Origin of the sequence: Streptomyces lomondensis (assembly GCF_014651035.1) — a bacterium.
Taxonomy (GTDB): domain Bacteria; phylum Actinomycetota; class Actinomycetes; order Streptomycetales; family Streptomycetaceae; genus Streptomyces; species Streptomyces lomondensis.
Genome location: NZ_BMWC01000003.1, coordinates 14,001 through 35,670 on the forward strand (window position 1 = coordinate 14,001; position 21,670 = coordinate 35,670).

17 protein-coding genes and 1 pseudogene are annotated in these 21,670 nt (G+C 71.1%); 16 read left to right on the top strand and 2 right to left on the bottom strand.

Annotated elements, in window-relative coordinates; genetic code table 11:
• Positions 1 to 88 precede the first annotated feature (88 nt).
• From IE255_RS11625 to IE255_RS11655, 7 genes are all read left to right on the top strand, one after another.
• The gene (locus IE255_RS11625; protein ID WP_190050136.1) at positions 89 to 931 is read left to right on the top strand and encodes a nitrilase-related carbon-nitrogen hydrolase; all 843 of its coding nucleotides are present in this window, start codon (positions 89 to 91) and stop codon (positions 929 to 931) included.
• Positions 928 to 2,214 carry an aspartate aminotransferase family protein gene (locus tag IE255_RS11630; RefSeq protein ID WP_190050137.1) on the top strand — a complete coding sequence of 429 codons (1,287 nt, stop codon included), beginning with the start codon at positions 928 to 930 and terminating at the stop codon, positions 2,212 to 2,214. The genes IE255_RS11625 and IE255_RS11630 overlap by 4 nt, the downstream gene beginning before the upstream one ends.
• A gap of 28 nt (positions 2,215 to 2,242) precedes the next feature.
• Entirely contained in the window at positions 2,243 to 3,841 is a 1,599-nt protein-coding gene (locus IE255_RS11635) for a PucR family transcriptional regulator (protein ID WP_190050138.1), read from the top strand.
• Positions 3,842 to 3,996: 155 nt separating this feature from the next.
• Positions 3,997 to 4,839 carry a nitrilase-related carbon-nitrogen hydrolase gene (locus IE255_RS11640; RefSeq protein WP_190050139.1) on the top strand — a complete coding sequence of 281 codons (843 nt, stop codon included), beginning with the start codon at positions 3,997 to 3,999 and terminating at the stop codon, positions 4,837 to 4,839.
• Between the two features lie 124 nt (positions 4,840 to 4,963).
• A complete protein-coding gene (gene hydA, locus IE255_RS11645) occupies positions 4,964 to 6,367 on the top strand; it encodes a dihydropyrimidinase (protein ID WP_190050140.1) in 1,404 nt (467 codons plus the stop codon).
• 9 nt (positions 6,368 to 6,376) lie between these two features.
• Entirely contained in the window at positions 6,377 to 7,396 is a 1,020-nt protein-coding gene (locus tag IE255_RS11650) for a TIGR03842 family LLM class F420-dependent oxidoreductase (RefSeq protein WP_190050141.1), read from the top strand.
• 138 nt (positions 7,397 to 7,534) lie between these two features.
• Positions 7,535 to 9,052: an NCS1 family nucleobase:cation symporter-1 gene (locus tag IE255_RS11655; protein ID WP_190050142.1), complete on the top strand. Its 1,518-nt coding sequence runs from the start codon at positions 7,535 to 7,537 to the stop codon at positions 9,050 to 9,052.
• A gap of 31 nt (positions 9,053 to 9,083) precedes the next feature.
• On the opposite strand, the gene IE255_RS11660 is transcribed toward IE255_RS11655, so the two are convergent.
• On the bottom strand, positions 9,084 to 9,752 hold the full coding sequence (locus IE255_RS11660) for a hypothetical protein (protein ID WP_190050143.1): 669 nt from the start codon (positions 9,750 to 9,752) through the stop codon (positions 9,084 to 9,086).
• A 902-nt stretch (positions 9,753 to 10,654) separates the two neighbouring features.
• Here IE255_RS11660 and IE255_RS11665 point away from each other — a divergent pair.
• The 5 genes and pseudogenes from IE255_RS11665 to IE255_RS11685 all read left to right on the top strand — a co-directional run.
• A pseudogene (locus IE255_RS11665) lies at positions 10,655 to 10,789 on the top strand (GNAT family N-acetyltransferase); the annotation flags it as partial.
• Positions 10,790 to 11,109: 320 nt separating this feature from the next.
• Positions 11,110 to 11,526: a nucleotide triphosphate diphosphatase NUDT15 gene (locus IE255_RS11670; RefSeq protein ID WP_190050144.1), complete on the top strand. Its 417-nt coding sequence runs from the start codon at positions 11,110 to 11,112 to the stop codon at positions 11,524 to 11,526.
• A 103-nt stretch (positions 11,527 to 11,629) separates the two neighbouring features.
• A complete protein-coding gene (locus IE255_RS11675) occupies positions 11,630 to 12,616 on the top strand; it encodes a dehydroquinate synthase/iron-containing alcohol dehydrogenase family protein (protein WP_190050145.1) in 987 nt (328 codons plus the stop codon).
• Positions 12,617 to 12,660: 44 nt separating this feature from the next.
• A complete protein-coding gene (locus IE255_RS11680) occupies positions 12,661 to 13,680 on the top strand; it encodes a PfkB family carbohydrate kinase (protein WP_190050146.1) in 1,020 nt (339 codons plus the stop codon).
• Positions 13,681 to 13,852: 172 nt separating this feature from the next.
• Positions 13,853 to 16,111, top strand: coding sequence for a tetratricopeptide repeat protein (locus IE255_RS11685; RefSeq protein WP_190050147.1), 2,259 nt, complete (start codon positions 13,853 to 13,855; stop codon positions 16,109 to 16,111).
• A gap of 19 nt (positions 16,112 to 16,130) precedes the next feature.
• Here IE255_RS11685 and IE255_RS11690 read toward each other — a convergent pair whose 3' ends face one another.
• A complete protein-coding gene (locus tag IE255_RS11690) occupies positions 16,131 to 16,529 on the bottom strand; it encodes a hypothetical protein (RefSeq protein ID WP_190050148.1) in 399 nt (132 codons plus the stop codon).
• A 287-nt stretch (positions 16,530 to 16,816) separates the two neighbouring features.
• On the opposite strand from IE255_RS11690, the gene IE255_RS11695 reads away from it, so the two are divergent.
• From IE255_RS11695 to IE255_RS11710, 4 genes are all read left to right on the top strand, one after another.
• The gene (locus tag IE255_RS11695; protein ID WP_190050149.1) at positions 16,817 to 18,643 is read left to right on the top strand and encodes a gamma-glutamyltransferase family protein; all 1,827 of its coding nucleotides are present in this window, start codon (positions 16,817 to 16,819) and stop codon (positions 18,641 to 18,643) included.
• Positions 18,644 to 18,733: 90 nt separating this feature from the next.
• Entirely contained in the window at positions 18,734 to 19,579 is an 846-nt protein-coding gene (locus tag IE255_RS11700; RefSeq protein ID WP_190050150.1) for an inositol monophosphatase family protein, read from the top strand.
• A gap of 172 nt (positions 19,580 to 19,751) precedes the next feature.
• Positions 19,752 to 21,161 (top strand): phytoene desaturase family protein, encoded by a 1,410-nt coding sequence (locus tag IE255_RS11705; protein WP_190050151.1) that lies wholly within the window; start codon positions 19,752 to 19,754, stop codon positions 21,159 to 21,161.
• Positions 21,158 to 21,667 (top strand): O-acetyl-ADP-ribose deacetylase, encoded by a 510-nt coding sequence (locus IE255_RS11710; protein ID WP_190050152.1) that lies wholly within the window; start codon positions 21,158 to 21,160, stop codon positions 21,665 to 21,667. The genes IE255_RS11705 and IE255_RS11710 overlap by 4 nt, the downstream gene beginning before the upstream one ends.
• The last annotated feature ends 3 nt before the right edge of the window (positions 21,668 to 21,670 follow it).

The window sequence follows — 21,670 nt, forward strand, 5'->3', positions numbered from 1 at the left end:
CAAGCCCGGGCCGGAGGCTTACGTTCGTGGCTCTACGGCCCGTCTCTACGGGCGTAGAGGCGCAGACGTCGCGTCGAAGGAGCAGCTCATGGCCAACGTCGTACGTGCCGCTCTGGTCCAGGCCACCTGGACCGGCGACACCGAGTCCATGGTGGCGAAACACGAGGAGCACGCCCGCGAGGCGGCCCGCCGGGGCGCGAAGATCATCGGTTTCCAGGAAGTCTTCAACAGCCCCTACTTCTGCCAGGTCGAGGAGCCGGAGCACTACCGCTGGGCCGAGCCGGTCCCCGACGGGCCGACCGTGCGGCGGATGCGGGCACTCGCGCGCGAGACCGGCATGGTGATCGTCGCGCCGGTGTTCGAGGCCGAGCAGCCCGGCTTCTACTACAACACCGCGGCCGTGATCGACGCCGACGGCACCTACCTCGGAAAGTACCGCAAGCACCACATCCCGCAGCTCAAGGGCTTCCGCGAGAAGTTCTACTTCAAGCCGGGCAACCTCGGCTGGCCCGTCTTCGACACCGCGGCCGGCAAGGTCGGCGTGTACATCTGCTACGACCGCCACTTCCCGGAGGGCTGGCGGCAACTGGGCCTGGCCGGAGCCCAGCTCGTCTACAACCCCTCCGCCACCCACCGGAGCCTGTCGTCCCACCTGTGGCGGCTGGAGCAGCCCGCGGCCGCCGTCGCCAACGCGTACTACATCGCCGCGATCAACCGCGTCGGCCAGGAGGAGTACGGCGACAACGACTTCTACGGGACGAGCTACTTCGTCGACCCGCGCGGGCAGTTCGTGGGGGACGTCGCCAGCGACAGCAAGGAGGAACTCGTCATCCGGGACCTGGACCTCGACCTCATCGAAGAAGTGCGGCAGCAGTGGGCCTTCTACCGCGACCGCCGCCCCGACGCCTACGAAGGGCTGGTGCAGCCGTGACCGACGACCTCCTGGGCCGCCACCGGGCCGTGCTCCCCGACTGGCTCGCCCTCTACTACGAGGAGCCGATCGAGATCACCCACGGCGAGGGCCGCCACGTCTGGGACGCCCACGGCAACCGGTACCTCGACTTCTTCGGCGGCATCCTCACCACGATGACCGCGCACGCGCTGCCCGAGGTGACCAAGGCGGTGAGCGAGCAGGCCGGGCGGATCATCCACTCCTCGACCCTGTACCTCAACCGCCCGATGGTCGAACTCGCCGAGCGTATCGCCCAGTTGAGCGGCATCCCGGACGCCCGGGTCTTCTTCACCACCTCCGGCACCGAGGCCAACGACACCGCCCTGCTGCTGGCCACGGCGTACCGGCGCAGCAACACGGTCCTGGCGATGCGCAACAGCTACCACGGCCGCTCCTTCAGCTCGGTCGGCATCACCGGCAACCGCGGCTGGTCCCCGACCTCGCTCTCCCCGCTGCAGACGCTGTACGTCCACGGCGGCGTGCGCACCCGCGGCCCGTACGCCGCCCTGAGCGACGACGACTTCATCGCGGCCTGCGTCGACGACCTGGTCGACCTGCTCGGCCACACCCGCCCCCCGGCCGCGCTGATCGCCGAGCCCATCCAGGGCGTCGGCGGCTTCACCTCACCGCCGGACGGCCTCTACGCCGCCTTCCGCGAGGTGCTGCACGAGCGCGGCATCCTGTGGATCGCCGACGAGGTGCAGACCGGCTGGGGCCGCACCGGCGAGCACTTCTGGGGCTGGCAGGCCCACGGGCGCAGCGGGCCGCCGGACATCATGACCTTCGCCAAGGGCATCGGCAACGGCATGTCCATCGGCGGGGTCGTCGCCCGCTCCGAGATCATGAACTGCCTGGACGCCAACAGCATCTCCACGTTCGGCGGCACCCAGATCACCATGGCGGCGGGCCTCGCCAACCTCACCTACCTGCTGGAACACGACCTCCAGGGCAACGCCCGGCGGGTCGGCGGCCTGCTCATCGAGCGTGTGCGGGCCGCCGCCGCGCAGGTACCGGCCGTCCGGGAGGTACGCGGGCGCGGGCTGATGATCGGCCTCGAGATCACCAAGCCGGGGACCGACGAGGCCGACCCGCAGGCCGCGGCGGCCGTCCTGGAGGCGGCCCGCGAGGGCGGCCTGCTGATCGGCAAGGGCGGCGGCCACAACACCAGCTCGCTGCGCGTCGCCCCGCCGCTGTCCCTCAACGTCGCGGAGGCCGAGGAGGGCGCCGCGATCCTCGAGAACGCTCTGAGGAGCATCCAGTAGCAGTGCACTGAGCAAGGGAACCGTCACCATGACCACCACCTGGGATTCCCTGGAACCGGCCCTGTCGGTGCGGCAGGTCCTCACCCTGGAGCGGGTGCTCGCCGGGGAGCCCGAGGTGGTGGCCGGCGCGAGCCACCTCGACCGGCCGGTGCGCTGGGTGCACGTCGCCGAGGCCGCCGACGTCGGGGTGATGCTCAGCGGCGGCGAGATGGTCCTCACCACAGGCGTGCTGCTCGCCGGCGACGAGGACAAGCAGGCCGAGTACGTCCGCTCGCTGCACCGCGCCGAGGCGGCGGCGGTCGTCCTCGGACTCGGTCGCGCCTTCCCCTCCCCGCCGGACGTGATGCGCCGGGCGGCCGAGCGGTGCGGGCTGCCGATGATCGTCCTGCACCGGCCCTTCCCCTTCGCCGAGCTGACCGAGGAGGTCCAGTCCCGGCTGGTACGGCGCAAGTTCGCCGCCGTCAGCCTCTCCGAGGCCGTCCGCACCGAACTCACCGCGCTCATCACGGCGGGCGCCCCGCTGCAACGCCTGCTCGACGAGGTCGCCCGGCACAGCGCCTGCCCGGTCGTCGTCACCAACCTCGCCCACCGCGTCCTCGGCACGGCGGGGGAGCGGCCGGCCGTGGACGACGTGCTGCGCGACTGGGAGCGCATAGCCCGCCAGGCATGGGGGCACCGCCCAGGCCGTTCAGGCACTGGGGGAGGCACCGAGGGTGACGGCTGGATCCGGGCCGAACTGGGCGGGCGCGGGGAGCGCTGGGGCCGGATCGTGCTGTGCGGCTACCGCGGCGACACCGCCACCGGGCAGCTGCTGGCCGACCGCGCCGCCGAGGCCCTCGTCCTGCACCGCATGCTCGGCGGCGGCGCCGCGTGCTCCTGGGAGGAGCAGTCCGCGCAGAGCCTGCTGACCGACCTGGTCAGCGGCATCGTCCCGGCACGCCAGCTGCTGCCCAGGGCGCGCGCGGCCGGGCTGCCGGTCAACCGCCGGACCTTCGTGCCCCTGGTCGTCCGCGACGGCGACCCCTCCCGGTTGGACCGGCTGCTGCGGCTGCTGGGTCTGCCCGGGCTGGTCGCCGAACTGGCCGACGGGGCCACCGCCGTGCTGCTCAGCGTCCCCCGCGACCAGGACGCGGACGCCCTCGCCGCGCACTTCGCGACCCGGCTGCGCACCGAGTCCGGCCCGGACCGTACGGTCGTCGCCGCGGCCGACCCTCGCGTCGCCTGGGACGACGTACCCACCGGCCTGCGCGAGGCCCAGCACGTGGCGGACGCGGTGGCCGACTCCTCCGCCGCCCTCGACCTCCCGCCGGTCGTCCGCCTGAAGGACGTCCATCTGCGGGGCCTGATCCGCCTGCTGCGCGACGACCCGCACGTGCAGTCCTTCGCGGAGCGGGAGCTGGACGGGCTGCTGCGCGAGAGCGACGAGGACCTGCTGTCCGTCCTGCGGACCTACCTCGCCACCGGCCGCAACAAGTCCCGCACCGCCCAGCTCCACCACGTCTCCCGGCCGGCCCTCTACCGCCGCCTGGAGGCCATACAGGGCCGCCTCGGGGTGGACCTCGACGACTTCGAGCAGGCCGCCTCGGTGCACATCGCCCTCCTCGCGCATGACGCGCAACAACAGTGAAACACGCGACCACCTGGGAAAACGGCGGTGAAACATGGGCCCACGGCAGAGTGACACGGTGGCACGCCGCACGCCCTCGGACGTGACACGGTGCAACTCAACGACGCCTTCCGCCCTCCCTAGGCTCACGGCACACCGAGCGACCGGAGGTCCCGATGAGCCGAGTGATCCGTGCCGCCGTCTTCCAGACCGCCTGGACCGGCGACAAGGAGTCGATGATCCAGGTCCACGAGCAGGCGGCCCGCGACGCCGCCGCGCAGGGCGCCCAAGTCCTGTGCTTCCAGGAGCTGTTCTACGGACCGTACTTCTGCCAGGTCCAGGACCCGGCCTTCTACGAGTACGCCGAGCAGATCCCCGAGGGCCCGATCGTCCGCCGCTTCCAGGCCCTCGCCAAGGAACTGGGCATCGTCCTGGTGCTGCCCATGTACGAGGAGGAGCAGCCGGGCGTCCTCTACAACACCGCCGCCGTGATCGACGCGGACGGCTCCTACCTCGGCAAGTACCGCAAGACGCACATCCCGCAGGTCAGGGGCTTCTGGGAGAAGTTCTACTTCCGCCCGGGCAACTCCGACTGGCCCGTCTTCGACACGGCCGTCGGCAAGATCGGCGTCTACATCTGCTACGACCGCCACTTCCCCGAGGGCTGGCGGGCCCTCGGCCTCGCGGGCGCCGAGCTCGTCTTCAACCCCTCGGCCACCTCCCGCGGCCTGTCCGGCTACCTCTGGCAGCTGGAGCAGCCGGCGGCGGCCGTCGCCAACGAGTACTTCATCGGCGCGATCAACCGGGTGGGCGTCGAGGAGTACGGCGACAACGACTTCTACGGCACGTCGTACTTCGTCGACCCGGAGGCCCAGTTCGTCGGCGAGGTGGCGAGCGACAAGGAGCCGGAACTCGTCGTCCGCGACCTGGACATGGCCAAACTCCGCGAGGTCCGCGACCGCTGGCAGTTCTACCGGGACCGGGCGCCCGGGGCGTATGGCCCCCTGACGGCTCCCTGAAGGGCGCCCGGGCTGCATCGTCCTTGAAGGGGCGCGGGGCTGTATTCGATATGCGGCTACCGCCGCGCGGGCGCGAGCAACCACCCACAACCCGCACATACCGACTGCGAGGAGCGACCACGACATGAGCAGCCGTACAGTCATCCGCGGCGGCCTCGTCATCACAGCCTCCGACGAGATCCACGCCGACGTCCTGATCGAGGACGGCCGCATCGCCGCCCTCGCAACCTCCGGCACCCCCGCCGCCGAGGCCTTCACCGCAGACCGCACGATCGACGCCACCGGAAAGTACGTCATCCCCGGCGGCGTCGACGCCCACACCCACATGGAGCTCCCCTTCGGCGGCACCTTCGCCTCCGACACCTTCGAGACCGGCACCCGCGCCGCCGCCTGGGGCGGCACGACCACGATCATCGACTTCGCCGTGCAGAGCGTCGGGCACAGCCTGCGCGAGGGCCTGGACGCCTGGCACGCCAAGGCCGAGGGCAACTGCGCCGTCGACTACGGCTTCCACATGATCGTCTCGGACGTCAACCAGGAGACGCTCAAGGAGATGGACCTGCTGATCGAGGAAGGCGTCACCTCCTTCAAGCAGTTCATGGCCTACCCGGGCGTCTTCTACAGCGACGACGGCCAGATCCTGCGCGCCATGCAGCGCTCCGCCGAGAACGGCGGCCTGATCATGATGCACGCCGAGAACGGCATCGCGATCGACGTCCTGGTCGAGCAGGCGCTGGCCCGCGGCGAGACCGACCCGCGCTACCACGGCGAGGTTCGCAAGGCCCTGCTGGAGGCCGAGGCCACCCACCGCGCCATCAAGCTCGCGCAGGTCGCGGGCGCGCCCCTGTACGTCGTCCACGTCTCGGCGATGGAGGCGGTCGCCGAGCTGGCCCGGGCCCGCGACGACGGGCTGAACGTCTTCGGCGAGACGTGCCCGCAGTACCTGTTCCTGTCCACCGACAACCTCGCCGAGCCGGACTTCGAGGGCGCGAAGTACGTGTGCAGCACGCCCCTCAGGCCGCGCGAGCACCAGGCCAAGCTGTGGCTGGGGCTCCGGACGAACGACCTCCAGGTCGTCTCCACCGACCACTGCCCGTTCTGCTTCGTCGGGCAGAAGGAACTCGGCCGCGGCGACTTCTCGAAGATCCCCAACGGCCTGCCGGGCGTGGAGAACCGTATGGACCTGCTCCACCAGGCCGTCCTCGACGGGCACATCTCCCGCCGCCGCTGGATCGAGATCGCCTGCGCCACCCCGGCGCGGATGTTCGGCCTGTACCCGAAGAAGGGCACCATCGCGCCGGGCGCCGACGCCGACGTCGTGATCTACGACCCGCACGCCGAGCAGGTCATGTCGGCCGAGACCCACCACATGAACGTCGACTACTCGGCGTACGAGGGCAAGCGCGTCACGGGACGGGTCGAGACGGTCCTCTCGCGCGGCGAACCCGTGATCACCGAGCGGGAGTACACCGGGCACGCCGGGCACGGCGTGTACACCCCGCGCTCCACCTGTCAGTACCTGAACTAGGGAGTGGCGATGGACTTCGGACTCGTCCTGCAGACCGACCCGCCGGCCTCGCGGGTGATCAGCCTGATGAAGCGCGCGGAACGGAACGGTTTCTCCTACGGCTGGACCTTCGACTCCGCCGTGCTGTGGCAGGAGCCGTTCGTGATCTACAGCCAGATCCTGGCCAACACCACGAAACTGAAGGTCGGGCCGATGGTGACCAACCCGGGCACCCGCACCTGGGAGGTCACCGCCTCCACCTTCGCCACCCTGAACGACATGTACGGCAACCGCACGGTGTGCGGCATCGGGCGCGGCGACTCCGCGATGCGCGTGGCCGGCCGCAAGCCCAACACCCTGGCCCGGATCAGCGAGGCCATGAAGGTCATCCGGGCCCTCGGCAGCGGCCAGGAGGCCGACCTCGGCGGCACGGTGATCCGCTTCCCGTGGATCAGGCCGGGTGCCGAACTGCCCGTGTGGATGGCCGCGTACGGCCCCAAGGCCCTGAAGATGACCGGCGAGGAGGCGGACGGGTTCATCCTCCAGCTGGCCGACCTGTATCTGACCGAGTACATGGTCAAGGCCGTGAAGGACGCGGCCGTCGCCGCCGGCCGCGACCCCTCCGAGGTGACCATCTGCGTGGCCGCCCCGGCCTACGTCACCGAGGACGACTCGCCCGCGGCGCTCGCCCACGCGCGCGAGCAGTGCCGGTGGTTCGGCGGGATGGTCGGCAACCACGTCGCCGACCTGGTGTCCAAGTACGGCGAGCACTCCGCCGCGGTGCCGGACGAACTCACCGACTACATCAAGGCCCGCGAGGGCTACGACTACTCCCACCACGGCCGCGCCGGAAACCCCGACACCCAGTTCGTGCCGGACGAGATCGTCGACCGGTTCTGCCTGATCGGCCCGGTCGAGCGGCACGTGGAGAAGCTGAACGCGCTGCGCGACCTGGGCGTGGACCAGTTCGCCGTCTACGACATGCACGACGCGCAGGAGGCCGTGATCGACGTGTACGGATCGCGGGTGATCCCGGCGGTCAACGGCTGACCCTCCTGCCCGGCACACCCCCTCGAACTCCCCCTTCCCGGCGGCTCGGGAAGGGGCCCAGGACGCTCGCGAGCGCACCCCCCATCGGCGCCACCCGCATGGCCTTTCCCGTCCCACCTCCCCTGATTGGCCTGGCCCATGACCGATACCGCTCCCACGGCCACACCGCCGACCACCCAAGTCACCCTCGCCGACGGCCGGGTGGAGATCGCCCCGGGCGCCCCGGCGCCGAGCGGTCCCTACGCCAACGAGGACCTGCTGCCGGTTCCCGTCGAGAAGCGCACCTGGACCACGTACAACTTCTCCGCGCTGTGGGTCGGCATGGCCCACAACACCGCCTCCTGGACCCTGGCCTCCGGGCTCATCGCCGTCGGCATGGACTGGAAGCAGGCGGTGTTCACCATCGCCCTGGCCAACGTGATCGTGCTGATACCCATGCTGCTCACCGGGCACGCGGGACCGAAATACGGCATACCCTTCCCGGTCTTCGCGCGGGCCTCCTTCGGCATCCGCGGGGCCAACCTGCCCGCCGTCGTACGGGCGCTGGTGGCGTGCGGCTGGTTCGGCATCCAGACCTGGATCGGCGGCGAGGCCATCTACTTCCTGGCCGGCAAGCTCGTCGGCAGCGGTTGGACGGACGCGGCGAAGGTCGGCGGCTACGCCTGGACCATGTGGCTGTCGTTCGCGATCTTCTGGGCGCTCCAGGTCGTCATCATCTACCGGGGCATGGAGACGATCCGCCGGTTCGAGAACTGGGCGGCGCCCTTCGTGCTCGTCGGCGCTTTCGTGATGCTGTGGTGGATGAGCGACAAGGCGGGCGGCTTCGGACCGCTGCTCGACCAGCCCTCCAAGCTCGGCTGGGGCGCCGACTTCTGGACGCTGTTCGCCCCCGCCCTGATGGGCATGATCGGCTTCTGGTCCACGCTGTCCCTGAACATCCCCGACTTCACCCGCTACGGCAGGAGCCAGAAGGCGCAGACCTGGGGCCAGGCCCTCGGCCTGCCGACCACCATGACCCTCTTCGCGTTCCTGTCGGTCATGGTCACCTCGGGCAGCCAGGCCGTCTACGGCGAGGCCATCTGGGATCCGGTGCAGCTCGCGGCCAAGACCGACAACACGGTGGGCCTGCTCTTCGCGCTGGTCACCGTCCTGGTGGCGACCCTGTCCGTCAATGTCGCGGCCAACCTGGTCTCACCGGCGTTCGACTTCTCCAACATCGCGCCCCGGAAGATCAGTTTCCGGGCCGGCGCCCTCGCCACCTGCGTCCTCGGTGTGCTGATCTTCCCGTGGAAGCTGTACTCCGACCCGCAGGGCTACATCTTCACCTGGCTCGGCCTGGTCGGCGGCCTGCTCGGCACCGTCGCGGGCATCCTCATCGCCGACTACTGGATCCTGCGCCGCTCCCGGCTCGACCTCGCCGACCTGTACCGCACGGGAGGCCGCTACTGGTACGCGGGCGGCTGGAACTGGCGGGCCGTCGTCGCCTTCGTGGCCGGCGGTGTCCTCGCCGTCGGCGGCGCGAGCTTCAAGCCGCTGATCGACGGCCGCCCCATCCCGGCACTGGCCGGTCTGGCCGACTACGGCTGGGCGGTGGGCCTGGGCACGTCGATGGTGCTCTACCTGCTGCTGATGGCGCCGCGGCGCCGCACGCTCTGACGCGGCCCGGTGACGCTGGAGGGCGGACGGATCAGCCCTTCTCGCTCTCCAGCGCGGCCACCGCTTCCTTCGCGGCCTTGATGGCGCCCTTGTTGATCGTGTCCGTGTCGGGCGCCTTCTTCGACTCGAAGTCGCTGCCGTTGTACGTGACCGTCACCAGCGCGTTGGAGGTGCGCGCGACCACGACGCCCTCGCGGGTCTGCTGCTTGTCCTCGGTGGTGAGGTTCACGACGGAGTAGGCGCTGTCGCCCAGCCCGGGGACGGCCCCGCCGCCGCTGTTCTTCTCGGTGCTCTCCCGGTACGCCTTCTCCGCCGCCTCGTCCGACCCCATGACCTCGTACGACACGTCGAGCCAGCGGTAGTCGTAGCCCTTGAGCGCGTTCCAGGAGCAGGTACGGCGCAGCTCCGAGTCCGTGGACGGGATCTCCTTGCCGGCCGTCTTGGCGCCCGGCACCAGCGACTCGATCGTCTTCTTGGCGACGCTCTGACACGGGGCGGGCGCGGCCGTGAACGCCTTCGACACGGTCGACGTCGACGGGGCGGACGCCGACTGCGTCCCGGTCTTCTCGTCGGCCGGCTTGTGCTCGGCGGCCTGCGGCGCGGCGAGCGGACCGGACGACAGCGCCCAGCCCGCCGCGGCGAGCACGGCCACCGGGGACAGGCGTGCGGTCAGGGCCAGGGGCAGAGGTAGGGAACGCACGGCGCCCTTCTCGTGGGGGACGGAGGGTGCGGAGCGGGTCCGCACGGCGGACGGGACGACAGTGTCACATGAGTCCCTGTGGTGCGGAAGTGCGGTCCGGCACACAGGCTGCGGGAATACCATTCGCACCGACGCGGTCGCGCTGCGCAGCCTTGACCCATGCCTTCGCGAGGACATCCTCGCTTACTACACCCTCGGCAAGGAGGACGCCCGCCTCAGACAGGGGCCGGGCCGCCTAGAGTTCTGGCGCACGCAGGACGTGCTCCGACGTCTCCTGCCCGCGGGCCCGGCACGCGTGCCGGACGTCGGCGACGCCCGTGCCTTGCCCGCACGGGACGCCGCGTACGACGCCCTCCCAGGAGGACGGCAGCCTCTTCACCACCGCCTACCTCGCCCGGCCGGACGAGCCGCCACGAGAGTTCACCGAGGCGGGGCTCGCCGTCGACGGCCAGTACGACGTCGAGGGGGTCGCCTGGCTCATGGCGGCGTGGAACGGTGGCTGGACGACCCGGAGCGCCGCGAGGCCGTCCTGTTCGCGACCCGCCGCACGACCTCGAACAGCACGGCGGCCGCACCATCGAAGGTGTCGGCGTCCGGGTGGCCCAGCGGATCCTGGCGAGGAACATCCCGTGCAGGTGGGCGTGTGCGAAGCGCAGCCAGCGGGCCTCGCAGTGAAAGCCCAGCACGGCCTGGGCCACCGCCAGGGTCACCAGCTCGGCATCGGTCAGCCGGGGGTTGGACACCCTCCCTACGTCTGGGAACCCTGCAATCGGAACTACTCGTCTAGTGCTGTGACCGCGTCGGTCCGCCGGGTTGGTGGTCGCCCCGTTCAGCCTGCGAGCGAGCGGTTGCATGGTGCTTCTGTGTGGTGGTGTCACCTACAGGAAAAGCGATTGCCTTGAGGCCAGGGCTACGCCACCGAGGCCGCGCTGTGCATGACCCGAGATCCCGCCGACGACTTCGACGACCCCACCGTGCCCGAGGGACCACTGTGTCCGAACGTGCTGTACCGCATCGCCCGTGGTACGAGCATCTGACGTTCTGCGCTGGGTCGTTCGATCAGGCCACGGTGGCGAGGGGGCGTCCGCCCCAGCGGACGCCCGACGGAATTCGGAACTGTCCGCTTCGCCCTTTCAGGGCACGTATGCTCACCGAGTCATCGCACTCAGCGTCGAGCAAGCGGCGATATCCGGCGCCATCGCTCCCGAGTCGCAGAGGGCTGTCCGCACAGGCATGGCCAACGGTTGAGGTCCGTCGGCGGAGGGTATGTCAGACGCGTCGGAGCCACCACGTCGACGCCGGGGGCGGAAGGAGGCGGTGGCGCGGTGGCCGGGTCCTGACGTCTTCGGGGGCTTCCATGACTATGGCCGAACGGCCGATGGTCGGAGTGGGCGTCATGCTGCTCAGGGGCTCCACCACGCTGCTGGGGAAGCGGTTGCGGGCGCACGGTGCCGGGGCCTACGGCTGGTGCGGCGGTCACGTGGAGTTCGGCGAGTCGCTGGAGGAGGCAGCCGCCCGGGAGGTCATGGAGGAGAGCGGCCTCAAGGTCCACGATCTCAGCCTGCTCTGCGTGAGCAACGTCCGCGAGTACGGACGCCACTACATCGACGTCGAGTTCCTCGCGCATGACTTCGAAGGAACCCCGAGCGTGAGGGAGCCGGACCGGCTGGAGAGCTGGGCGTGGTACCCGCTCGACGCGCTGCCCAGCCCGCTGTTCCTGCCCGTTCGACTGGCGCTTCGCAGCTATCGGACGGGACAGGTGTACAACCCGTGAGCCACCGTGTCGGGGCACCATTCGATTTCATCCGGGCTGGTGATCGATGAGAACGTCGGACGGGACGACGAGTGCTCCGAGTGCACCGACGTGCTATCCCCGTTTGGACTTCGTCACGCAGCCGATCCCGGAGGCCCTGTGCGGCGTCGTGGACGACTCCACCATTCTCCTGGCCGACGGCCACAACTTCCCCATCGTGCGGGGCCTGGGTGAGACGGTGCTCGTCACGGAACCGCATGTCGACACCGTGCACGACATCCGGACCAAGTACCGGTACGCCAAGGTGGTCGCCGTCGGTGGATGTTCGGTGCTGGACGTCGGCCGGGCATGCGCCGAACCGGGATCCTTACGGGTGTTCCCGTCGATTCTCTCCAACTCGTGCTTGAGCACGGACCGCAGTGTGCTGATCCGGGACGGCGTTCGTACCAGCAGGCGTACCGTCGCACCGGTCACCACGGTGATCAGCGAACCCTCCGTCCGGGCAGCCCACAGGGGCCCTGGCGTCAAGTGGACGATCTCGGGCCTGGGCGACCTGTTCAGTTCGCTCAGTGCCTCGATCGAGTACCAGTGCTCCCGCGGCGACGACAGGACCAACGTGTCGCTCAATCGAGTGACATCCTGCGTCCCCGTCGTTTGGGCGGCTGTGGAATGGGTGCTCGGCAGCCCGGTGCCGGTGAGTGAACTGGACCTGCGTTCGCTGGCCCGGTATCTGCACGAGTCGTCTCTCGACGTGCTCCGCCTCGGGCACACCAGGCTGAACGCCGCTAGCGAGCACCTGCTCTGCTATCGACTCCAGGAGAGGTATCACTACCCCGCCGACCGTGCGACACACGGAAGCCTGGTCAGCATAGGCACGTTGCTCGTGTGCGCGACGTTTTCCCGGAGCAGTGGAGAGCGCGATTTCTACAGGATGATCCGCCGGCTCTACGAGAAGTCCGGACTGCCTGGAACCTATGGGGACTTGGCCCGAATCGGTGTCCGGCGTGAGCACGTCCTGCGCGGGCTTGCCGACCTGGCCGACACCGACTGCCTTCTAGGACGGTTGTATCGGAAGTACGGGTGCCGCCTGGTCGACGACGTCTTCGGCTGACGCGAACCCTCCACCAGTGGGTCCATCGCCGAGAAGGGGAGCGGATGGTTCAGCAAACGGACGAGTGGCGGGCCGACGCCCCTCGACCGGACATCGTGGTGACGGGGAACTCGGTCATGGACCTCCTCTACCGTGTGCGGTCCCTGCCGAAGTGGTCCGGGGCCGTACCGGCCTCCGACGTGACCGTGCTGCCAGGCGGCAAGGGGTTCAACCAGGCGCTCGCCGCGGCCCGGCTGGGTGCCCGGGTCCACCTCCTCAGCGCCGCGGGGCAGGACCAGTGGGGTATGCGGCTGAAGGAATCGCTGGCCGACGAGGGAGTGGACGTCTCCCACTTCATGCTGAGGGAGGGCGCTCCCACCTCACCTGTGGCAGTCCTCGTGGGCCCTGGTGGAGAGACGGCCTTCGTGGGGTGGAAGCAGCCCCCGCCCCTGCAACTGCGCGACACTGACATCGAGGTGGCCCGCCCTGTTGTCAGCGGCGCGGACATCCTGATGGCCACGCTGGAAATACGCCCGGCCGCCCTGCTGCAGCTCTTCCAGATCGCGGCGGAATCGGGAGTCACCGTGATGCTCAATCCGGGGCCCACTCCCGACCTCGCCGACCTGCCGGAGGTCGGCAAGCTTCTTCCCTACGTGGACGTCCTGGTACCGAACCGTGAGGAGGCGTCTCTCCTGGCGCACGGCGCGGGTCTCGGCGAGCCGAGCGGTGCCGAGGAACTCGCCGCCGCGCTGCACGGAACGGGCATCCCCGTCGTCTGTGTCACCGACGCGGGCAGCGGATGCGCTGTGGCGTCGGCCGAGGGGACGTTTCGGTCGCCAGGATTCCCCTCCCGGGTGCGAGACGCGACAGGGGCAAGTGACGCGTTCTGCTCCGCGCTTGCGGTCAGCAGGGCCGCAGGAGCGGGACTTCGCGCCGCCGCGGCCTACGCCAATGCCGCCGGGGCCCTCACCGTACGCACGGTCGGGTCCTCCTCCGCCCTCCCTGACGACCGGGACATACAGCGTGTGCTGTCGGCATCGACCAGTGAGCCCCTGACGCAGAGGCCGGGAACTCCTGATGAGTGAGCGTCCCGCCGAGATCAACGCCCGGAATCTGCAGGGCGCCCAGATCGGCGACGGGGGCCACCAGGCGAACATCTGGAACAACACCTGGATCACAACAGGTCCGTCCGTCCAGTGGCCCATGCAGGTGGGACGGCCTCCCACCCGGCCGGCGGCCTTCCAGCAGCGGCACGCCATGTCCGCGATGATCTCGCGGATACTGGACGACGGCGGTGCCACCGTGCTGACGCAGGTGGTGGCGACCGGCGGCGGTGGCGTCGGCAAGACGCAGCTGGCCGCGCATACGTTCCTCCGGGCTCGCGACGAGGGCATCCAGCTGCTGCTGTGGGTGAACGCCATGTCCCGGGAATCGATCGTCAGTACGTTCGCCCAAGCGCGCATCGAGACCAGCCCCGGTGCCCTGCACGCCCAATCCGCCGATGTCCTCTGCGACCGCTTCCTCGACTGGCTCAGCACCACCAGGACGACGTGGCTGATCGTCCTGGACGACGTGAGCGATCCCGCCGACCTGGTGGGACTGTGGCCGGAAGGGCCGGCGGGGCGGGTGCTGGTCACCACGCGGCGCCGGGACTGCGCGCCGGCCGGCGCTCGGCAGATCACGGTGGACGTGTTCACCCCCGAGGAGGCGCACGCCTATCTCCTCCGCAGACTCGGTACCCCTGGTGCGCAGGACACCCATCCTCAGGTGCTGGACGAGGCCGCCGCGCTCGCGGACGACCTGGGGCGGCTGCCGGTCGCGCTGGCACAGGCTGCAGGTGTCATTCGCAACCAGGGCATCACGTGTGCCCAGTACCGGACATCCTTCGCGCAGCGGTCGCAGCGGCTTGACCACCTTTTCCCCAGGGACGCGAGTGCGGACGGCTACGCGCACACAGTCGCCACGACATGGTCCCTGGCCGTCGATCGCGCGGACCAGCTCCCTCCCAACGGACTGGCCCGTCCGGCTCTGTACGTGGCAGCCGTCCTCGATCCGAACGGCGCTCCCGACTCGATCTGGTCGGCCGAGTCCGTACGCCGGTTCCTGGCCGCGACACGGTTCCCCGCGCGGTCAGGGGTCACTCCGGCGGAGGCCAGGGCGGCACTGCGCAACCTGCATCGGCTGAGCCTGGTGACCCACGACCCCGCCGGGGGCTCAGTGGCGATCCGCACACACGCCCTCGTGCAGCGCGCGGTTCTCGACCCGCTGCCGGCCGACACCCGCGATGCCGCGGTGCGCGCCGCGGCGGACGCCCTGGCGCAGGACTGGCCGGAGATCGAGGACGACCCTGAGCACTCGCGCGTGCTCAGGCACAACGTCGCCGCCCTTGCAACCCATGAGGGCGCGGCACTGTGGCAACCCCGGCTGCACAGCGCACTGTTCCGGGCGGCCGGCAGCTTGGGTGAGCTGGGTCTGATCGACGGTGCGGTCGCCAACTGGGAGACACTCACAGCCACGGCGACCCGGCACCTCGGCGCCGACCACCCGGACACGCTGGCGGCCCGCTACGGCAAGGCCTACTGGCTCGGATCGGCAGGCCGCGTCACCGAAGCGCTCGAAGCCATGAGCGCGCTGCTTGAGGACCGGGCCAGGCTTCTCGGTCCGGAGCACCCGGAGACCCTCAACACCCGGCACAATCTCTGTGACTGGCAAGGAGCCGTAGGGGACGCCGCCGCCGCGGCGGCGGCACTGCGAACGCTGTTGCGGGACCGGCTGCGGTTGCTGGGGCCCGACCATCCGCACACCTTGAGCACCCGGCACAGCCTGGCCCGCTGGCAGGGTGTGGCCGGCGATCCGGACGGGGCGGTCCGGGAGTTCGACCGTCTGGTCGCCGACCGCAGTCGGGTGATCGGTCCGGACCATCCGGACACGCTGGCGGCCCGTCACGCCCTGGCGTGCTTCCGTGGAGTCGTAGGTAACCATCGGGACGCGGTGGCGGAGCTGAGGGCACTGCTGAACGCGAAGCTGGAGCTACAAGGTTCGGATCATCCCAGCACTCTGACGACCCGTCATGACCTGGCCTGCTGGCAAGGCGCCTCCGGGGACACCGCCACCGCGGTATCGGCCCTGACGGCACTGTTGGAGGACAGACGGCGGGTGCTGGGCGTGGACCACCCGCGCACCCTCACGACGCGTCAGGACCTCGCCGATTGGCTGGGAGAGACGGGGGACGCCGAAGGGGCCGCGCAGCTTTTCCGGGCACTTCTGGACGACCGGCTCCGCGTACTGGGTGGGCGACACCCGGACGTCACCATCACCTTGCACGGTCTGGCGTTCTGGCTCACCGAGGCGGGCCATACGAAACATGCGGCGGCCGTGGCGCGGGAATGGCAGCAGGCCACGGCAGCGAGCGGTCGCACGGCCTCGACCACCGGACTACGACCGGGGCCGGACGGCTGGCGCGAAGGCAGGGCGCATCGGTGGCTGACGCGCTGGTCCAGCCGGGCGCTCCAGTGAGCCGACCGGCTGGCGTTCCTCACTCCGCACCGTCCTGCTGTGTGCCGAAGCTGTTGTGCTGGTATCCGAAGTCGCCGATCTGCACGCCCTGTGAGTCGCGTACGTCAACCCTGTACTTCCCGCTCGCTGCACCCGTGGGGTCGGCGATGCGCATGATCTGGGCCGACGTGCGCAGTGCCTGTTCGTCGCCGTCGGCACCCGTCTCGGCGAGGTACCTGCGTACGGCCGCCGCGAACGTGTCGGGATCCTGCGCGTGGAGATCGAGGGCGGCCGGGGCCTGTGGATGTCGCGCGAACAGTTGCCGGAGCCGGTCACGCAGTGCGGTGTGGGCACTGTTGACGGCGAGTGTGGCTGATTGACCGACCGCGGCGGTACCACCAATCGCCAGGGCCGCGAGGATCAGGTCGGCGCCTTCCATGCATCCCCCCGGAGTCGCGCGTTCGGACTCCCATCATGACGCAACCGGGGCATGTCGGCCACAGTCACCTGACCTGTGGGTTGTTGAGTGGTACCCGGGCAACGAGGTGGAACTGCCGTGGGGCGGTCCTCAACCTGAAAGGGAGCGGAAGAAGCTCGGCCTCGTGCTGAGCCCAGGGGGCCAATAGGAAAGAGGCGCATGGCGGTCGATAACCTGCTGGGGGAGCGGGCCGGTCCTGGGCGCCGATCGGTCCGGCCGATGCGCGGAAACAGCGAGGTGAGAGCCCCATGTTCACCACCCGCCCCACCCTCCAGGGCACCTTCGGCATGGTGTCCTCCACCCACTGGCTCGCCTCGCAGTCGGCGATGGCCGTCCTGGAGGACGGCGGCAACGCCTACGACGCCGCCGTGGCCGGCGCCTTCGTGCTGCATGTCGTCGAGCCGCACCTCAACGGCCCGGCCGGCGAGGTGCCGATCCTGCTCGCCCCGGCCGGCGGCGAGGTGCGGGTGCTGTGCGGGCAGGGCGTCGCACCCGCCGGGGCGACCGTCGCGCACTACCGCGGCCTCGGCCTGGACCTCGTGCCCGGCACCGGGCCGCTGGCCGCCGCCGTACCGGGCGCGTTCGACGCCTGGATGCTGCTGCTGCGCGACCACGGCACCAAGTCCCTCGCCGACGTCCTGAAGTACGCCATCGGGTACGCCCAGCACGGCCACGCGCCCGTGGAGCGCGTCGGCGAGACCGTCGAGACCGTGCGCGCGCTCTTCGAGACCGAGTGGACCACGTCCGCGCAGGTCTACCTGCCCGGCGGCAGGGCACCGCGCCCCGGGGAGCTCTTCCGCAATCCCGCGCTCGCCGCCACCTGGAAGCGCCTGCTCGCCGAGACCGCCGGGGCGGGCGGCCGGGAGGCGGAGATCGAGGCCGCCCGGCAGGTTTGGCGCACCGGCTTCATCGCCGAGGCCCTCGTACGGCAGTCCGCGCGCCCCACCCTGGACACCAGCGGCGACCACCACACGGGCACCCTCACCGCCGCCGACCTCGCCGCCTGGTCCGCGACCTACGAGACACCGGCGACGTACGACTGGAACGGCTGGACCGTGTGCAAGCCGGGCCCCTGGAGCCAGGGCCCGGTCCTGCTCCAGCAACTCGCCCTGCTCCCGCCCGAACTGCCCCCCTACGGCTCGGCCGACTACGTCCACCTCCTGGTCGAGGGCTGCAAACTCGCCATGGCCGACCGCGAGGCCTGGTACGGGGACGCCGCCGAGGTGCCCCTCGACGACCTGCTGTCCGCGGAGTACAACACGGCCCGCCGCGCTCTTGTCGGCGAGCGGGCCGAGCACGACCTGCGGCCCGGCAGCCCCGGCGGACGCACCCCGCGGCTGTCCGCGCACGCGCGCGTGGCCGCCGCCGCCCAGGAGGGCTTCGACGCCCTGGGCATCGGCGAGCCGACCGTCGCCAAGCTCCCGACCTCGCCCGTGCCCGGCGAACCGGTCGTCACCGCCGACGGGAGCACCCGCGGCGACACCTGCCACATCGACGTCGTCGACCGCTGGGGCAGCATGGTCTCGGCCACGCCCAGCGGCGGCTGGCTCCAGTCCAACCCCGTCGTCCCCGAACTCGGCTTCCCGCTCGGCACCCGGCTCCAGATGACCTGGCTGGAGGAGGGCCTGCCCGGCTCCCTCACCCCCGGCCGCCGCCCCCGCAGCACCCTGTCCCCGTCGATCGCGCTGCGCGACGGCGTGCCCGTCATGGCGTTCGGCACGCCCGGCGGGGACCAGCAGGACCAGTGGCAGCTGCACTTCCTCCTGGCCGTCGCACTGCGCGCCCAGGTGCGCGGCGGCCCCGACCTCCAGGGCGCGATCGACGCCCCGAACTGGCACAACGACAGCTTCCCCGGCTCCTTCTACCCACGTGGCATGCGCCCGGGGAGCCTGACCGTGGAGGCCCGCACGGACCCGGCCGTCGTCGCGGAGCTGCGGCGGCGCGGCCACGAGGTGACCGTCGGCGCCCCCTGGTCGGAGGGCCGGCTCTGCGCGGTCGCGCGGGACCCGGAGACCGGCGTCCTGTCGGCGGCCGCGAACCCGCGCGGCATGCAGGGATACGCGGTCGGCCGGTGACCGGCCCGCACCCGCCGGTGTTCATCGCGATGCCACCCGGGGTGCACCGGGCGGGTGTGGATTGTCAGTGGCACGTGTTGTGATGGAGGGGTGATCGACAGCAACGAAACCATCGAAGAGTTTCTCGCACAGCACGCCTCCGACGTCGAAGAAGCGATCCGCAAGGCCGCAGCCGCCGAGATCATGCCGCGCTGGCGCCAGCTCGCCGCGCACGAGGTCGACGAGAAGAGCGGCCCGCACGACCTGGTGACCGACGCCGACCGCAAGGCCGAGCTGTACCTCACCGAGGCACTGGCCGCCCTGCTGCCCGGCTCGGTGGTGGTCGGCGAGGAGGCGGTCCACGCCAACCCGGCGTCGTACGAGGCGCTGCGCGGCGACGCCCCGGTGTGGATCGTCGACCCGGTCGACGGCACCCGGCCGTTCGTGCGCGGCGAGGCCGGGTTCTGCACGCTGGTCGCGCTGGCCCACGGCGGCACCCTGCTCGCGTCCTGGACCTACGCGCCCGCCCGCGACCGGCTCGCCACCGCCGAGCGGGGCAAGGGCGCCTACCTCGACGGCGAGCGGCTGTTCGCCGGTGTGCCGGAGCCGGGCCGCGACCTCCGGGTGGCCCACTCCCATCCGGACTACACGACGGACGAGCAGAAGCACGCCCTGCTCGGCCTGCGCACCGAGGGTGTGGCACCGCGCGCGTGCGGCTCGGCCGGCCTGGAGTATCTCGCCATCGCCCGGGGCGAGTTGGACGCCGTGGCCTTCTCCTGGGAGGCGGCGTGGGACCACGCGGCCGGACTGCTCCTCGTCGAGGAGGCGGGCGGCGCCCACCTGACCCGCGCGGGCGATCCGTTCCGCATCACGGGCGGCAACGACCTGCCGTTCACCGCGGCCCGCGACGCGGCCACGGCCCGGCGCGTGGCGGGACTGCTGTCGGGCGGAGCGTGAGCCCGCCGGAAGCACGACGAGCGGTCACCGACCGTATGCGTCCCGTAGCCCTGATCACCTCAGGGCTGCCCCCGCGCCCCGGAGATCACCCGCGGCCGGTGACTGTCAGTCCCCGGGCATATCCTGATCCTCAGTGGCCGTCGGCTGACGAAGGGGTCCGAAGGTGCCGTCGATGCTCGATGCCGTCGTAGTGGGTGCGGGGCCGAACGGACTGACCGCGGCCGTGGAGCTGGCCCGCCGCGGCTTCTCCGTCGCCGTCTTCGAGGCCCAGGGCACGGTGGGCGGCGGGGCCCGCACCGAGGAGCTCACCCTGCCCGGCTTCCGGCACGACCCGTGCTCGGCGGCGCACCCGCTCGCCATCAACTCGCCCGCCTTCCGCGCCCTGCCGCTGGAGCGCTACGGCCTGGAGTGGCTGCACGCCGAGCTGCCCATGGCCCACCCCTTCCCGGACGGCACGGCGGCCGTGCTGGCCCGGTCGGTGGGCGAGACGGCCGCCTCCTTCGGCCCGCGCGACGCCGGGGCGTACCGCCGGCTCGTCGAGCCCTTCCTGCCCAAGTGGGACACCCTCGCCCGGGACTTCATGTCCCTGCCGCTCACGGCACTGCCCCGCGACCCGGTCACCCTCGCCCGCTTCGGCCTCGTCGGGCTGCCTCCGTCGACCCTGCTGATGCGCCGCTTCCGCGACGAACCGGCCAGGGCGCTGTTCGCCGGGCTCGTCGCGCATGTCATGGCGCCGCTGGGTGGCTTCGCCACCGGCGCCATCGGCCTGGTCTTCGCCCTCGCGGCGCACGCCCGGGGCTGGCCCGTCGCCCGCGGCGGCTCCCAGGCGATCTCCGACGCCCTCGCCGCCCTCCTGCGCGACCTCGGCGGCAGCGTCCACACGGACTACGAGGTCAAGCGCCTGGACGACCTGCCGCCGGCCCGGGCGTACGTCTTCGACACCTCGCCCACCGCCCTGGCCCGTATCGCGGGCTTCGGCGACCACTACGCCGGCTACCGCTACGGGCCGGGCGCCTTCAAGATCGACTACGCGCTGGACGGCCCCGTGCCATGGACCGCGAAGGAGGCCCGCGTCGCCGGGACGGTGCAGATCGGTGCCAGCCGCGCGGAGATCGGCGCGGCCCTGCGCGCGGCGTCCCGGGAGGGCCGGGCTCCCGACAAGCCGTTCATGATCACGGTCCAGCCGAGTGTCGTCGACCCGACCCGGGCCCCCGCCGGCAAGCACGTCTTCTGGGCCTACGGCCACGTCCCGCACGGCTGGACCGGTGACCTCACCGACGCCATCGAGCGCCAACTGGAGCGTTTCGCCCCGGGGTTCCGCGACCGCGTCCTGGCCCGCGCCACGGCGGGCCCGCCCGAGCTCGCCGCCCGCAACGCCAACTACGTCGGCGGTGACATCGCCTCCGGCGCGGTCTCCGGCCTCCAGCTCCTGCTGCGCCCGAAGCTCACCCTGTCCCCATACCACACCCCTCACCCGGCCGTCTTCATCTGCTCGTCGGCGACCCCGCCGGGCCCCGGGGTGCACGGCATGTCGGGACACAACGCCGCGAAGGCCGTATGGAAGCGACTGAGGCAGACATGACCGCCATCGAACTGGTCCAGGGGGACATCACCCGCGAGAGCGTCGACGCGATCGTCAACGCGGCCAACTCCTCGCTGCTGGGCGGGGGAGGGGTCGACGGGGCGATCCACCGCCGCGGCGGCCCCGCGATCCTGGAAGACTGCCGCAAGCTGCGCGCCTCCCACTACGGCAAGGGCCTGCCCACGGGCCAGGCGGTCGCCACCACCGCCGGGAACCTGGACGCCCGCTGGGTCATCCACACCGTCGGCCCCGTGTACAGCGCGACCGAGGACCGCTCCGGCCTCCTCGCCTCCTGCTACCGCGAGTCCCTCCGCGTCGCCGACGAACTCGGCGCCCGTACCGTCGCGTTCCCCGCCATCTCCACCGGCGTGTACGGCTGGCCGATGGACGACGGCGACCGGATCGCGGTCGAGACCGTGCGTTCGGCGGACACGGCGGTCGAGGAGGTCAGGTTCGTGCTCTTCGACCGGCAGGCGTACGAGATGTTCTCCCAGCAGCTCCGCTGAGGC